General features: G+C 44.2%; 15 protein-coding genes and 3 pseudogenes. 5 read left to right on the top strand and 13 right to left on the bottom strand.

Annotation, left to right across the window (positions count from 1 at the left end; genetic code table 11):
- Positions 1-268 precede the first annotated feature (268 nt).
- Together ACFPOF_RS26465 and ACFPOF_RS26460 are read right to left on the bottom strand one after the other, a co-directional pair.
- Positions 269-619, bottom strand: coding sequence for a GNAT family N-acetyltransferase (locus ACFPOF_RS26465; protein ID WP_378138359.1), 351 nt, complete (start codon positions 617-619; stop codon positions 269-271).
- 91 nt (positions 620-710) lie between these two features.
- Entirely contained in the window at positions 711-1,862 is a 1,152-nt protein-coding gene (locus tag ACFPOF_RS26460) for an MFS transporter (RefSeq protein ID WP_378138357.1), read from the bottom strand.
- A gap of 60 nt (positions 1,863-1,922) precedes the next feature.
- On the opposite strand from ACFPOF_RS26460, the pseudogene ACFPOF_RS26455 reads away from it, so the two are divergent.
- A pseudogene (locus ACFPOF_RS26455) lies at positions 1,923-2,429 on the top strand (LysR family transcriptional regulator); the annotation flags it as partial.
- Positions 2,430-2,513: 84 nt separating this feature from the next.
- Here ACFPOF_RS26455 and ACFPOF_RS26450 read toward each other — a convergent pair.
- Complete coding sequence (locus tag ACFPOF_RS26450; protein WP_378138355.1) at positions 2,514-3,647, bottom strand: zinc-dependent alcohol dehydrogenase; 1,134 nt, start codon at positions 3,645-3,647, stop codon at positions 2,514-2,516.
- A 163-nt stretch (positions 3,648-3,810) separates the two neighbouring features.
- On the opposite strand from ACFPOF_RS26450, the gene ACFPOF_RS26445 reads away from it, so the two are divergent.
- From ACFPOF_RS26445 to ACFPOF_RS26435, 3 genes are all read left to right on the top strand, one after another.
- Entirely contained in the window at positions 3,811-4,311 is a 501-nt protein-coding gene (locus tag ACFPOF_RS26445; RefSeq protein ID WP_378138353.1) for an MFS transporter, read from the top strand.
- 59 nt (positions 4,312-4,370) lie between these two features.
- Positions 4,371-4,727, top strand: a complete 357-nt coding sequence (locus ACFPOF_RS26440; RefSeq protein WP_378138352.1) for an MFS transporter — start codon at positions 4,371-4,373, stop codon at positions 4,725-4,727.
- Between the two features lie 172 nt (positions 4,728-4,899).
- Positions 4,900-5,424, top strand: a complete 525-nt coding sequence (locus ACFPOF_RS26435) for a DUF3231 family protein (RefSeq protein ID WP_378138350.1) — start codon at positions 4,900-4,902, stop codon at positions 5,422-5,424.
- A 445-nt stretch (positions 5,425-5,869) separates the two neighbouring features.
- Here the strand turns inward: ACFPOF_RS26435 and ACFPOF_RS26430 are convergent, their stop codons facing one another.
- The 8 genes and pseudogenes from ACFPOF_RS26430 to ACFPOF_RS26395 form a co-directional block, all read right to left on the bottom strand.
- On the bottom strand, positions 5,870-6,049 hold the full coding sequence (locus ACFPOF_RS26430; protein ID WP_378138348.1) for a hypothetical protein: 180 nt from the start codon (positions 6,047-6,049) through the stop codon (positions 5,870-5,872).
- 64 nt (positions 6,050-6,113) lie between these two features.
- On the bottom strand, positions 6,114-6,428 hold the full coding sequence (locus ACFPOF_RS26425; RefSeq protein ID WP_378138346.1) for a metal-sulfur cluster assembly factor: 315 nt from the start codon (positions 6,426-6,428) through the stop codon (positions 6,114-6,116).
- 902 nt (positions 6,429-7,330) lie between these two features.
- Positions 7,331-8,428: an AI-2E family transporter gene (locus ACFPOF_RS26420; RefSeq protein ID WP_378138344.1), complete on the bottom strand. Its 1,098-nt coding sequence runs from the start codon at positions 8,426-8,428 to the stop codon at positions 7,331-7,333.
- Between the two features lie 108 nt (positions 8,429-8,536).
- Positions 8,537-8,740 carry a hypothetical protein gene (locus tag ACFPOF_RS26415; RefSeq protein ID WP_378138342.1) on the bottom strand — a complete coding sequence of 68 codons (204 nt, stop codon included), beginning with the start codon at positions 8,738-8,740 and terminating at the stop codon, positions 8,537-8,539.
- A 29-nt stretch (positions 8,741-8,769) separates the two neighbouring features.
- Positions 8,770-9,207 (bottom strand): TetR/AcrR family transcriptional regulator, encoded by a 438-nt coding sequence (locus ACFPOF_RS26410; protein ID WP_378138340.1) that lies wholly within the window; start codon positions 9,205-9,207, stop codon positions 8,770-8,772.
- A gap of 6 nt (positions 9,208-9,213) precedes the next feature.
- Positions 9,214-9,300: pseudogene (locus ACFPOF_RS26405) on the bottom strand (TetR family transcriptional regulator); the annotation flags it as partial.
- A gap of 74 nt (positions 9,301-9,374) precedes the next feature.
- A pseudogene (locus ACFPOF_RS26400) lies at positions 9,375-9,791 on the bottom strand (NUDIX hydrolase).
- A gap of 249 nt (positions 9,792-10,040) precedes the next feature.
- Positions 10,041-10,862 (bottom strand): MBL fold metallo-hydrolase, encoded by an 822-nt coding sequence (locus ACFPOF_RS26395; protein WP_378138338.1) that lies wholly within the window; start codon positions 10,860-10,862, stop codon positions 10,041-10,043.
- Between the two features lie 745 nt (positions 10,863-11,607).
- Between ACFPOF_RS26395 and ACFPOF_RS26390 the strand changes: the two genes are divergently transcribed.
- Positions 11,608-11,883, top strand: coding sequence for a YnfA family protein (locus ACFPOF_RS26390; RefSeq protein WP_378138550.1), 276 nt, complete (start codon positions 11,608-11,610; stop codon positions 11,881-11,883).
- A 77-nt stretch (positions 11,884-11,960) separates the two neighbouring features.
- On the opposite strand, the gene ACFPOF_RS26385 is transcribed toward ACFPOF_RS26390, so the two are convergent.
- Both ACFPOF_RS26385 and ACFPOF_RS26380 read right to left on the bottom strand, forming a co-directional pair.
- Positions 11,961-12,164 carry a hypothetical protein gene (locus tag ACFPOF_RS26385; RefSeq protein WP_378138549.1) on the bottom strand — a complete coding sequence of 68 codons (204 nt, stop codon included), beginning with the start codon at positions 12,162-12,164 and terminating at the stop codon, positions 11,961-11,963.
- Between the two features lie 256 nt (positions 12,165-12,420).
- The gene (locus ACFPOF_RS26380) at positions 12,421-12,825 is read right to left on the bottom strand and encodes a ribosomal maturation YjgA family protein (protein ID WP_378138336.1); all 405 of its coding nucleotides are present in this window, start codon (positions 12,823-12,825) and stop codon (positions 12,421-12,423) included.
- Positions 12,826-12,983: the final 158 nt, after the last annotated feature.

The following is a 12,983-nucleotide window of genomic DNA, read 5'->3' as shown; positions in this document are numbered from 1 at the left end:
ATATGTATGTTCGCTGCTCAGCTTTTGGCGGGATCGCAGTTCCATTGGGTAAGACGACTATGGTTCCTTTCATGTAGACATGTAAACACCGTTATTCGTTTTTCATGTTAAGTATATCGGGGAATAACCGTTTGGTGGAGGATGAACTTTTCTCACCCCCCTCATAACAAGATGATGTTCCCTTTTAAAATCGCTCGCCGTCTTGAATTCGGCAATCGGACAATGTTCGGTTCACAAATCGGGAATCGGATTGGTGAAGTATGACTCTTCATCGAATTCCTGTTGTAAAAATCTGTATCGGTCCTTCCCATTCATCTTTTCTTATTTCCTGAAAGTTATTATTCGTATATCTTCCAATTGTTTTTCTCCAGAATTTTTGAGCAGGTAGATTTGAATCTATCTGTGCCACTTCCCATTTGCCTTTGAATGTATTAAACAGATAAAATGCAACGTATTGCCCCACACCTTGATTTCGATATTTTTTCATTACAAAAAATTCAGCTACCGAATAATTCATTGATTCTGCCGTTCCTATTTCCCTAATTAGGACAAATCCTGCAAGTACACCTTCAACTCGAATGAAATAAGGATGTCTTCCATCTTCTGTCCAATAATTCAATGAGATTTCTTAATGTTGATTTTTGATGGTATTCGACTCTATGAATTGAAATCATGTTGTCCCCTCTTTCGTGTAGTCAGGCCTTGCCCCTTCAGCTCGTCTGAACTTCAGCCTTACGACTAGTGATGAGCAACTGTACTCCAATCATTGCAACAATAATAACTAGCATGACGAGAAGCGCAGCATTAAAGTTTCCACTGTGATCATAAATCGCGCCAATTAATAATGGGCCCATAGCACCTATAATGTAACCGCCGCATTGAGACATAGCCGACCATGCCCCGGCTTCCTCTGATGTATTCGTCTCCACAATTGGCAGCATAAGCGCAAGCGGGAATAATCCTCCTGCCCCAATCCCCAAAAATATGACAGCCGGCAACATGGGGAGGTGGAGTAGTAAGATGACAATTCCTATTAATTCAGACACGCTGCAAAAGATCAGGAAAAACCTCCGTTTACCAAATTTGGCAACAAGTCCGGGGATCGTTAAGGACACAGGAATTTGAATGATGGTAAAAATGGTAAGGAGCATAGCCGAACTTGCTGCGCTGTACCCGAAGCTGTGCGCAATAGGTGAAATCCACGCCGTAACGGAATAAAACATACTTGCCATTAATCCAAAAAATAAAGTTAACAGAATAGCTCTTTTATTACGGATTGGAAGCTTAGAACGTACTAAGCTTTCTTTATTAGCTCTGTTTCGAAGAAAAACCGACCAAACAATTAGCGCAATAACGCCTAGAATTGCCCAGCACGACAGGGTCAATGTTAAGCTCTGATTACTTCGATTATATATAGGAATAGAAAATGCGGAAGCAATTGCTGCCCCTACGATCATAGATGCGGAATAAATACTTACTATACCGGGTTTTGTTGGAAAATACTTTTTAATAAATCCGGACAGCAGAGGCCCTGCCAAGCTGATCCCGATCCCGCCAACCAGGGCACTTATAACCAATATCGTGACAGAGCTAACTATCCCCCGGAGGGCAGTTGCCCCTGTAATTAGTAATAATGCGGCAAAAACAGTACGCTCAAGGCCTAGTCGATCACGAAGTGCGGTTGCCACAGGAGCAAAAAATCCCATACATAGCACAGGAAACGTAGTCAGTAGACTTGCCGTTAAGCCGCTCATCCCTAGATCGTTTCGCATGGTACCAATCAAAGGGGCAACAGATGTAATAATCGGTCTTAGGTTCAATGCTGCAACAAATATAGCTAATAATAAGTAAAACTTTTTCATCTTTGCTGCCTCCTTCATTCTTATCTGTGAATCACATCTTCAGTATATATACAGTATTTTATGGCCGTCTATGAGCATCTACATTTTACGAAGCTGCCGAAGAGCTTGGAATCTCGCAGCCTACATTAAGCCAGCAAATTCGTATACTTGAAGCGGAGTTGGGCACGCCTTTCTTTGATCGCATTGGTAAAAAGGTTGTCGCAACGGAAGCCGGCAAGCTTCTGCGACTGTATGGAGTGAAGATGTTGCAAGCAGAACTGGATGCCAAAAATGCTATCATAGAGCTTCTATCCGGGGATCGAGGAACTGTACGGCATCAAGCTGCAAGCCTTCTCCACTATACACGTACAAGAAGAGAGGAAGGAAATCACGCTGCAAGAACTAGAGCATCATTCCTTAGTTATGTACCCGAAAGGTTTTTTGGGCCGTGATTTGATTGATAATGTTTGCATAAATGAGGGGTTAGAATTAACGACAGTTATGGAGACCGGCTCAGCAGCTTTGCTGCTACAATTGGCATCTGCTGGGGTAGGAGCTTCAATTCAGCCTAAAGGATTGCTCAGACAACAACCGGTACAATTAACGAATTGGCTGATTGGCTTTTTAACGATGAAACGCCCGGAGTTCGCCCATCCGGATTTGACGCCAATCCTACGGTTTTAATACGACCTTAATGCAATTCTCTTCCCGTCCATTAAAGATTCGATAAGCATGTTCAGCTTGGTCTAACGGTAAACGATGAGTAATAATCGCTTTTGGATCGAATTCGCCAGCGACTATTTTGTTATATAGCTCTGGCATAAAGTGAACGACAGGAGCTTGTCCCATCTTCAACGTAATATTTCGTGCGAAAAATGCGCCAAGTGGAAAGACATTATAGTTTCCGCCGTATACGCCAGTTATTTGTACAGTCCCGAACTTACGTACCGCCTTCGTGGCAATCTGTATCGGCCCAATCGTCCCACCTTGAAGCTTGAGTTTTTGCCCAATATACTCAAGCGGCGACTTTTTACCGTCCATCCCTACGCAGTCAATAACGACATCCGATCCGCCTTGTGTGATTTCCTTCAGGTGTTCACCCATATCATCATAAGCAGTAAAGTCAAATGTCTCAGTTTGAGCAACTCTTTTCGCATGTTCAAGACGATAAGGTAAATAGTCGATGGCTATAACCCGCTTAGCTCCCTTCATCCATGCAAACTTTTGCGCCATTAGGCCAACCGGGCCGCAGCCAAGAACCACTACGACGTCTCCCGATTTTACACCAGCGTTTTCGACGCTCCAGTAAGCAGTAGGCAGTACGTCGGATAGAAACAGTAGCGATTCATCCTCAAGCTCGCATGTTGGCGGAATGACAAGCGGGAGAAAGTTGCCGTATGGCACTCGCAAATATTCGGCTTGTCCGCCTGGATAGTTCCCAAATTTTTCAGTGTACCCAAAATACCCTCCTGAATCATAGTGCGGATTGCTATTGTCGCATTGGCTTTCCATATCGTGCTTGCAATAGTGGCATTGGCCGCATGCAACGTTAAAAGGGATAACGACTCGATCTCCCTTCTTGACTCGACTCACCTCCGGGCCGACTTCCTCTACGATCCCCATAGGTTCATGCCCAATCACGTACCCCTTCGGCAGCGGAAAGTTCCCTTGAAATAAATGTAGATCAGATCCGCAAATTGCCGTACTTGTAATTTTAACAATGACATCATCATTTTTCTCAATCGCTGCATCTTTCACGTTGCTTACTTCTACACTATTTGGCCCCTGATAGGTAACAGCCTTCATTTTTGCACCCTCCAAAAATAGAAAATCTAAAGGTCTCACATTAATTATGCAATTTGTATTAGAAGTTCATTCATGCCATGTCGTTCAAATCCTGAATAGGTAAACAGATTATCGGAAAAGGTATCCTCGTCCCAATGGGTGAAGGAATGGTGAGGGAGCTAACATGAAAGAAAAGAAGAAACTTGACCTTGCAGCTTTATCTTCGATTCCTTTGATTATGACGCTTGCCAACTCCATGTTGATCCCCGTTCTCCCGCTCATGCAGAGGGAATTAAAGGTTACCGCAATACAAACCAGCTTAATCATAACGGTGTACGCCGCTGTTTCGATCGTGTTCATTCCGATAGCAGGCTATTTATCCGACCGCTTCGGACGTAAACGAATCATTCTTATTGGATTATCCATTGCGGCTATCGGTGGTTTAGTGTCAAGTCTCGCTGCCTGGTTAATGAATGGGCAAAGTGGATATTACACGGGTTCTGCGCTAGCTTTGGTCGTATGGCACCTCCCTCTTGCAATCATCCCTGCCATATCGGCTGTATCCATTATCGCCGTGATTTTCTTGGTGAAGGTCCCTAAAGAAAGCGATGATAAAGACGATGTCGCGCCTAATGTGCCGCGTTTTAAAGTTTTCGTCCGCAACACCACTTCTTTATTGGCATAGAAAAAATGGCAGTATGCGATTTTTACAATCGGTTGCCTTAGCATGTTCATCATGTTCGGATGAAAATTTTCAGTGTTATTGGGTTAATCGTTTTAGTGGCCGCAATCTTAACATGCGGATTCATAAATACTAAGAATCTGTGGGTGCTTATCTCGCTTATGTTCCTAAGCGGAACTGGAATCGGGTTGGTCCTTCCTAGCTTAGACGCTTTGATCACGGAAGGGATTGAAAAGAAGCAGCGCGGTACGATTGCGTCTTTGTATAGCAGCGCACGGTTTATTGGAGTCGCATTGGGCCCTTTGATAGCGGCTGTTATACACGACGAGGCGTTATTTTACCTACTTGCGGGGTGTGCAGGCCTATCTTTGGTCATGGCGTTGATCGCGATAAAACCGCGCAACACCGTACACCTTTAAGAGAACGCATCGAAGGGATCCTTTTGTTCCTCAAGTTCCGATGAGGATAACATATGTAAATGAATAGTCTTCCAGTTAATTGGGGAATGTATCATCATCCAACAATTTGGGGCCATTGCATGGATGCAAGGCTTGCGGATATGGGAAGATAAAAATAAAGGAGTCGTTGATATTGGGAGTCTTAAGCGGCAAACAAAAAAATGAACCTTTGCATTTCGGAGAGGCATACGATGTATGGCAATTTTCAATGGTAGCCAAAGGCTGCGTGTCCGCGAATCGAGCGCTGAGCTACCATGCAGGAGACAAAGACCTAAAGTCGATTATCGGAGATATAATCAATCAAGCGGAACTCGAAATCGCAGAGTGCGATGAAATTCTTGTTCACAACGGAATTGTTCCTTTTCCCGATTTACCGGATCGTCCGGAAGCCAAGCTGGAAGACATACCGATTGGAGCCAGATTTACGGACGTTGAAATTGCTGCGATGATATCGACCGATATGGCCGCAGGACTAGTCGCCTGCAGTCAAATCATGGGGAAATGCATTCGTGAAGATATTGGTGCTCTATTTGCTAAATACCATGCAACGAAGGCTGCAATTGGCTTAAAGGCGCTTAGATTAAGTAAGGAAAAAGGATGGCTTGTCCCCCCTCCTCTTCAACTAGCAAGGCCTCAAGAAGAAGAAACGACGAAATAACGAAATTGATGAAAAAAGCCTCTAACTTCCCGAAGCTAGAGGCTTTTTCTCCAGAGGTCTCGAACGCTTCGAACACAGCACCGTTTACTCAATCCTCTAATTTTATTACTGGATTTATTGTAATTGGTTCACTGCCGCCAGCTTCTTCATTTATAACATCCTCATCAGGATATTGGCGTGGCAATCCGGCATGCAGTTGATGATTTTCATAGCCGTACGGATTTGGAGAGCGTTGATCATCCCTCCAGCCGCCACTTTTGCCTATAGATTCCCTCTGAAGGCTCGAGCTGTATGGTCCTTCGGGAAATTCCTCCACTGCCAGATCGTTGCGTTGCGATTCGACTGTAGCAAGATCCGTCTTAGATCTTTTATTTTCTTTTTTGAATCCGAAAATAACGATCCCCCCTTGTTAACTAACCTTAAGCATGTGGAATAACCTTCAATATTATGCTCTCTGGCTTGATTTTTTTCGTATACTCGTTAGTTCGAAAGCCTCTTTAGGAATCCCCAGTTCTAAAGCCTTTTTCTTCTTCATCACCACAGCCTGCTGTAAACTAGTGGCTTGAAATTCAATTGATGTACCGAACGGATCTTCGAATGCATAGAAGCTCTTTTTATTTGACATTTTCTTATCGCCTCTCCATCTCAATATCGCAAAAATTCTTTACCGTATTGGGCTTGATGCTTTCCTAGGTTATTGTCATCTGACGAGACCTAATTTGTTCTCTTGCTTCATCGTTCATTCGTGCAGTTGTCCATTTCGGTTCAAATACAAGCTTCACCTCGACTTGCCCAATCCCCTCAACCGACTCGGCCGCTTTCTTGACATTCGTTACGATTTGATCAGCCAAAGGACATTCTGGAATAGTAAGCGTCATTTCGATGACGACTTTTCCGGTACTCGTTTCTTCGATACCGTAAACGAGTCCAAGATCAACGATATTCACGCCGATTTCTGGATCGATCACTTCTTCAAGTGCTGTCATAATCCGATCTTCATTCATTTGGTAGCACATCCCTTTCGGAGTTGAGACTGGAGTAAGAACCGGATGATTTATTGTTAGGGTCTGCTTCTTTAACAAGTTGATTTTGTGTATGTTTTAACTGGCGAAGTGATTTTATGCAATCTGGTATCACTAAGCACTGTGGAATTGGGTTCCAACGATTGTTAGTGGGAAGTCATAAACTCCAATAAGCGTGGAAATAAAGAAACCCCAAGAGAGCACAGTAGACGACGACACCGACTACGTGTACTCGATTAGGGCTTAAAGGGGTGGGTCATTTAGCTCTCGCGTAACCGTAAACGTTCATACACCGGTCTACGTCGCTCCAGATTCGAACGTCCGTTGAACGTTTCAGCCGAACACCTCGGTCCGAGTAGAGTTCCAAGCGAGGCCCAAAAGCGCGCCCGCGGACGATAAAGTGGCAAACCAGGCTGTCGTAACCTTTCGAGTGACATTATCCGGCCCGCTCTTTACGGTGACCTCGAACACGAACGAGGTTTAGATAACCGAAGAGGAAAAATAATTGCAACTTGGAGCGTTTCAAGATGCATATAATTTTCTCCTCCGAGAACGTTACCCCCACTCATTGGGCCTACTTCTCTCTAAATGTAGCACAAGGAGCAAGATCTCCGTGGATCGTGCTCCTTGATTGTTTACTTCAAAAAAACCAGCAACTGATCTGATGCCCTTTTTCAATATCCAATCCGTCAATTTCAAAAGATTTAATGACATTCTCAAAGTAAGTCCAGTCGTCAGTCTCATCAATCAATATTATTTCTTTTATTAATTCTGAAAACGTGTCAAACCCTTCTATATCAATGTATAGTCTTGCTAACTTTACTGGAAGCATTCTGCTCGTTAGCTTTATACCGCCGCGCCAGTAAAGAACAAAGCTCATTGCCTCAGAGCAATTGGTGGTCCTTCGGCAGACTGTTGCTCTTGTTATAGCTATATACACGAATCGCGATGATCTTGATGATGGCATAGGTGGGTACGACGATAATCATGCCCACAGGACCGATGATTGCACTGGCGCCGATGATGAGCAGCATGACAGTTAGTGGATGAACATTCATCTGTTTGCCGATGATACGCGGTCCGATCACGTTCGCTTCGATTTGATTGGAGATGATCAGAACGAGACCGACCTTGAGGACGGTCATCGGAGAAACGGTCAGTGCCACAACAGCTGTCGGGATGAATGCGATAAGTGGCCCGATGTACGGAATGAAGTTCGTGATAGCGGCAATCAATCCGAGCAGCACGGGGTAAGGCATGCCGATGATCCAATATCCGACGAACGTCAATGCGCCGATCAAGAGCGACGTGAGTACTTTGCTTAAAATAAACGAACTGATCGAAGCATCAATCTCCTTCAAGGCGTTGCTTGTCTCGCCATGGTATCTTTCAGGCAGCATACGCAGGACGATGCGCGGGAACTTATCCCCTTCAATAAGCAAATAATAGATCATGAACGGCACAAGACCGAGCAGGAAAAAGAAATTCATGATCATATTAAACAGGCCGCGAACGCTGCCGACGACTGAATTGAGAATTTCGTCCATGGCGCCTGACAGCTTAGCGGTCAAATTCTCGGTGGAAAGCGCTTCGTTGTTGCCAATCTCCTTTAACCAGGGGTGTTTCTGAGCGGATTCAATCCAGGTTTGGACGGACTTGACGATCTGCGGAAAATTGTCGACGAGATTGACCGACTGTTGCTGAATCGGCGGCCAAATGATCCGAAAGAACAAGTAACAGAGGCCGATCGCACCGATGTAGACAAGGACGATGGCGAGCCACTTCGGCAGCTTTATGGACAGCAGACGCACGAACGGCCTGAATAAATAGTAGAACATCCCCGAGATCAATAGAGGAACGAACAGCGCAGCCAACACTTTTCCAATTGGATCGAACACGTAATCGACTTTAGAAGCCAGGAAAGCAATCAGTAAAACGACGATGATCCCATAGCCGACACGAAACCACTTGTCTTGCGGCATAACGGTACGTCACCCCTTCAGTAAGTATGTAAACTCTCCTTCTCACTTTAACGTATCTTATAAACAATGCAAATGCGTCTTGTGTGGTTCGAGTTTCATCTGGTACCCTCAAGCCTTCTTTTTACTTTTCGAAGCACCCAATATGAAAAGACTAACGATAATAAACAATATATTGGCATACATCTCCATGTTATCAGGCAGATTTTTGTAAAGTAGAAATGAACCACCCGAACCGTGAACCAAACCAATAATCATTCCACGAACGCCTAAACCAAATAAAATGACACCGAGGATTAATAGAAATGTTTTCAATATTTCAGCTCCTTATTTACAATTTACATTCAAATAGGAGACTTGCGGGTTGCTGCTTCAAACAATTGGATCAGCTCTTTGGTATACTCCTTCATATTAAAATCAGGGTTTGCTACTAGCTGCTGACTCGCGAGATCAATGGCACTTCTAATCGTCATTGCCAACACTTGAGCACTTGCCGGCAAAATAGGTCTGAAGCTGCCGTCCTCTTGGCCCCATTGCAATATCTCGATAAGAGACGCATATATCGCGTTATCTGCAGGTTGGTGATAAATCAGTTTTCCCTCCTCATCTCTAACATTCATTACAATTTCGGCGACAGCTGCCACATGCTGTTTGTGAGTAAGAATAAATTGTAAATTCGTCTCAATATATCTCCGCAGCATATTTGAGGCAGTAGGCTCGGATGCAATTTCTGACATGAACGATGCGCCTTTCAAGTACAAATCCTCTACAATATTGTGCATGAGTTCATCCTTACTGGGAAAATGATACGTAATAACCCCCTTACTAACCCCAGCGCGTTTAGCAATTTGTCCAATCGAAGCCTGTGGATAAATATTAGCACGATCGTACTAGATACACTGTAACATGCTCGTTAGCTTAATATCAGAGTCGTTGATTGGCGTTTAATTTAATCACATTCAACTTGCGCAATTGTGCCTTTAAGGCGAAAAGCCGATTTAATCTGAGATTCCGTATTTCGTTCAATAGATAGTTCAGGCAATTCATCTTGGCCAAAGAATTCCACTCCACTTGTTTCTATGCCAAATGCAGCATGTCCGCCTACGATTTCGCATTGTATAAAGAGCTTGTATACATGATAAGGAGAAGGTAAATTCTTTAACTGCTACTTCATTCGGCGTTAAACCAATATCTGCCCAACCTCCCGGCAAAGCCCATTTCCCGTCCATCTTTTCTCGTACATTTCTACACTGATATCACGAATTTGCTGAAACCTTTCTATATCATACTGATCCTTTGAATACGTTAACCCCGTTTGCGCGATTGACTGCAATTGTTTCGACCATTCAAGCCATTTTGGTTCCAACCCCATCACCTCAATATTTAATTGTTTTACAAATTCAAAAGATGGCAATCGCTGTAATCCCACATTTTCATCGCCTTTTACATAAACAGCGGTTGGTCTTTGTTTCACATTGAGCAGTTGTTACGCGAGAAACAATGCATGTTCTTGTCTTAATATAAATGACTAGCATATTGAAATAAATAAAACAGCCGGTTATTTGACCGGCTGCTACGAGCGTTCCTGTAAAAACAGGCTTTTCTTCCGATAACTTTATACGGGAGTGTAACTATAGGTGTCATTGTATTCTGTTACTGCGCCTACACCAGGATAAGCAAGATGTGCTCCTGCCACATAGCAGTTAGGTTGAATCGCCCGACGAAACATTCTCTGCCGGCTAGCACGCGCATCATCTTGATTGGTATCGTACCCCCAAGTTAGCTCTGGTCTGGCAAACTGAATGGTCTGGACGTGAACAATGTCCCCCCATATTAGCAGGCTTTCGTCACCGCTGGATACCTCATACGCGGTATGGCCAATTTCATGTCCATGCGCTTCGATTGCTGTAATACTTGCACTTAGCTTGAAGCCATTCTCGATCGGCGTCCGGCGAGCTCTTAAGCGAGAAAGCCTATGGTTGTTGTCAAACAGCGGAACTTCCTCTTTCGGAACAAAAAGCCGCTGGAGATTTGGGAACGCGTCTGACCCATCGGCAGTTACCAACCCATTGACGTGGTCTTCGTGAGTGTGTGTGAAAGCAACTGTTTCGATTTTTTCGCGCGCTATACCTGCTTCATTCAATGCCTGGAGCAGTAAGCCCATAGATGGCCCATAGGATGGCTCCAATGAATTCGCTGCTCCTGTGTCGATCAGGATAAGTTGGTCACGCTCGATGACAAGAAATGCGTTAACAGACAGTCGTAGCTTACCATCGATTAGTTCAACTTGTTCGGGCATTTCTGATTCAAAAGAACGGTTTCCCTTCTGACGTAATAAACTGGCAGGCATGTTAATTTGGCCATCTCGGAGGGCGACAACCGTAAGTTCGCCAACTGCATATCTAGCGTAGTTAATTCCAGCATCGAGTTTTTTCATTTAGTAACCCACTCTCCTTCCAATACATCTGTTCATCTGACGTATTTGATTATAACATTGTTTTGATGGTTGTGAAAATACCGCGCTGTGCGCGTCATTCTACAGAAAAGCGACCGCGATGCGGCTAGGGGAGTTGGCTGCCCCTGTCAAGAGGGCTACGAGAGCTTATCGCCTCCTTTATATTTATTTCCTTTTTCGCTCTTTTTGTCTCGCGCTCCCCCTTATTTGACCCGCGATGCTGCAGAATTCTTACGTTGCGAGGGAGCTGCTCTCGTTGCCATTGACAGTCTGAACATTGATGACACTAGCGATTTGAAACGTCCGGCTCATTCTATTCTTCTTGGGGCAGGAATACCTATCGTCGAGAATCTCTGTAACTTGGAGCAGCTACCAACCGAAGGATTCCGTTTCTCAGCAGTTCCTATGAAGCTTCAAGGCATGAGCGCTTTTCCAGTTCGTGCATGGGCTCGTTTGGTTTCAAGCATAGATTAGACTGTGTTGGGATAAATGCATACAGTAAAAAGGCACAACCCATCACAAGGTGATGTGAGTCTGTGCCTATTTGCAAATCAGTATTCGGTTGGACTTCTTCCTTCTCCGGAGCGAAGAATGGCCACCGTCGTTATGATGAAGGAATTTTAGATCGCATCCATTTTATAAAAGTCGCGCAACAAACCATCGTTGGGAGCAGATGGCGAAACAAAAACGTTCAGAACTTGAAGCGCGAAAGAATCAGTTGAATTCGATGATTCAAATCTTAATTTCAATTGCTGTTTTTGTGCTGGCTGGTCTTGCGGAAATTGGCGGAGGCTATTTGGTGTGGTTATGGCTTAGGGAATCCAAGCCTATTTGGTATGGAATCCTTGGCAGCCTCATTCTTATTTTGTACGGAATCATTCCCACTATGCAGAGCTTTCCGTCTTTTGGACGAGTGTATGCTGCTTATGGTGGTATTTTCGTGGCGCTAGCCGAGTTATGGGGATGGCTTGTCGATAAAAAAACTCCTGACTTGAATGATTAGTTGGGGGCATCCATTTGTATCATCGGAGTATCCATCATGTTGTAGGCCCCAAGAAGCTAACGGTTACAAAAATAAGCCTACTTCTCCATGGAATGAGCTATTCCTTGATAATGATGAGCAAGAGCCTTGTGATAATACTCTTGTTCGGCATACTTGAAATACAATAATGGATTGTTTGCATTTGCCATTTTCATTCGTTCAAAATGCTCTGCTCTTACAAAGTTATAACCGGCAAGTTGGTTAGGATCGGTGACCGTATGCATTTCTCGATAATGAGTCATATTGGTCAAAACAAACACCTCTCCTTCTGAAATAATTTCAACATCACTATATGACAAACACCCGGTTGAGGTCTGGATAAAAGCCTAAATCCCGCCAAATACCGGAAAGAAGCTGTGTTCACCATAATCCATACGATCCGGATAGCCTTTAACAGTATGTCATTTCATGGCAGAACTCGATAACTTCCAGCGGAGTATTGCTCACATGTGCCAATATCTGATTAACCAAAGGTTTAACTTAGAGCCTACGAGTATATCAAGATCTTTGGGCGCGAACTGCAACCGGGATTAAGATAAGACGATCCAATATATAAGCGCCTATGGTTCCTGCACTATACCGGACTAAATCCGCGTAGAGGAAACCTCGCCCGAGAATGAGTCCACCAAGCAGCGTGCTCCGGATGTTGTTTATCCAGGCTGCTTGATACAACTGGCTGCACTCGATGGCAAAACAGAATCCAAGGCTAAGCAGGAATGTTTGCAGAACTGACATCCGATCTAGCAGAACACGCATACCGAAATAGATCATGGCCGCCCATAAGGCATCGCCGAAATGCATCGCTACAAACTGTGGAAGTACAGAGGCATATTCTCTAGAACCGATCCCTAGCAAGATGGCTACCAAGACCGCCAGTACATATAATCCTCTAGCTCTCATCATATCCCCTTCTCTCCAGCCGGGCTTTTCAGATGCAAAAATCTAGGCGGATACCCATTGCATATACACTTGACGTTCATAACATGAAGTAAGTTGCGAGATGAAGGGGATGGAAGGCCTACGCATGTTCATGCATACCAACAGGTCATTTATATATAGGT

The organism is Cohnella soli, from assembly GCF_042655525.1.
Lineage (GTDB): Bacteria > Bacillota > Bacilli > Paenibacillales > Paenibacillaceae > Cohnella > Cohnella soli.
Note: the sequence above shows the minus strand (reverse complement) of the source record. Positions and strands in the feature narration are given on the sequence as shown.

Coding starts and splice junctions, on each gene's coding strand:
- ACFPOF_RS26460 (WP_378138357.1), bottom strand. CDS start 1,862: ATGAAAAAGTTTTACTTATTATTAGCTATATTTGTTGCAGCATTGAAC.
- ACFPOF_RS26450 (WP_378138355.1), bottom strand. CDS start 3,647: ATGAAGGCTGTTACCTATCAGGGGCCAAATAGTGTAGAAGTAAGCAAC.
- ACFPOF_RS26445 (WP_378138353.1), top strand. CDS start 3,811: ATGAAAGAAAAGAAGAAACTTGACCTTGCAGCTTTATCTTCGATTCCT.
- ACFPOF_RS26440 (WP_378138352.1), top strand. CDS start 4,371: ATGAAAATTTTCAGTGTTATTGGGTTAATCGTTTTAGTGGCCGCAATC.
- ACFPOF_RS26430 (WP_378138348.1), bottom strand. CDS start 6,049: ATGTCAAATAAAAAGAGCTTCTATGCATTCGAAGATCCGTTCGGTACA.
- ACFPOF_RS26425 (WP_378138346.1), bottom strand. CDS start 6,428: ATGAATGAAGATCGGATTATGACAGCACTTGAAGAAGTGATCGATCCA.
- ACFPOF_RS26420 (WP_378138344.1), bottom strand. CDS start 8,428: ATGCCGCAAGACAAGTGGTTTCGTGTCGGCTATGGGATCATCGTCGTT.
- ACFPOF_RS26410 (WP_378138340.1), bottom strand. CDS start 9,207: ATGCACAATATTGTAGAGGATTTGTACTTGAAAGGCGCATCGTTCATG.
- ACFPOF_RS26395 (WP_378138338.1), bottom strand. CDS start 10,862: ATGAAAAAACTCGATGCTGGAATTAACTACGCTAGATATGCAGTTGGC.
- ACFPOF_RS26390 (WP_378138550.1), top strand. CDS start 11,608: ATGATTCAAATCTTAATTTCAATTGCTGTTTTTGTGCTGGCTGGTCTT.
- ACFPOF_RS26385 (WP_378138549.1), bottom strand. CDS start 12,164: ATGACTCATTATCGAGAAATGCATACGGTCACCGATCCTAACCAACTT.
- ACFPOF_RS26380 (WP_378138336.1), bottom strand. CDS start 12,825: ATGATGAGAGCTAGAGGATTATATGTACTGGCGGTCTTGGTAGCCATC.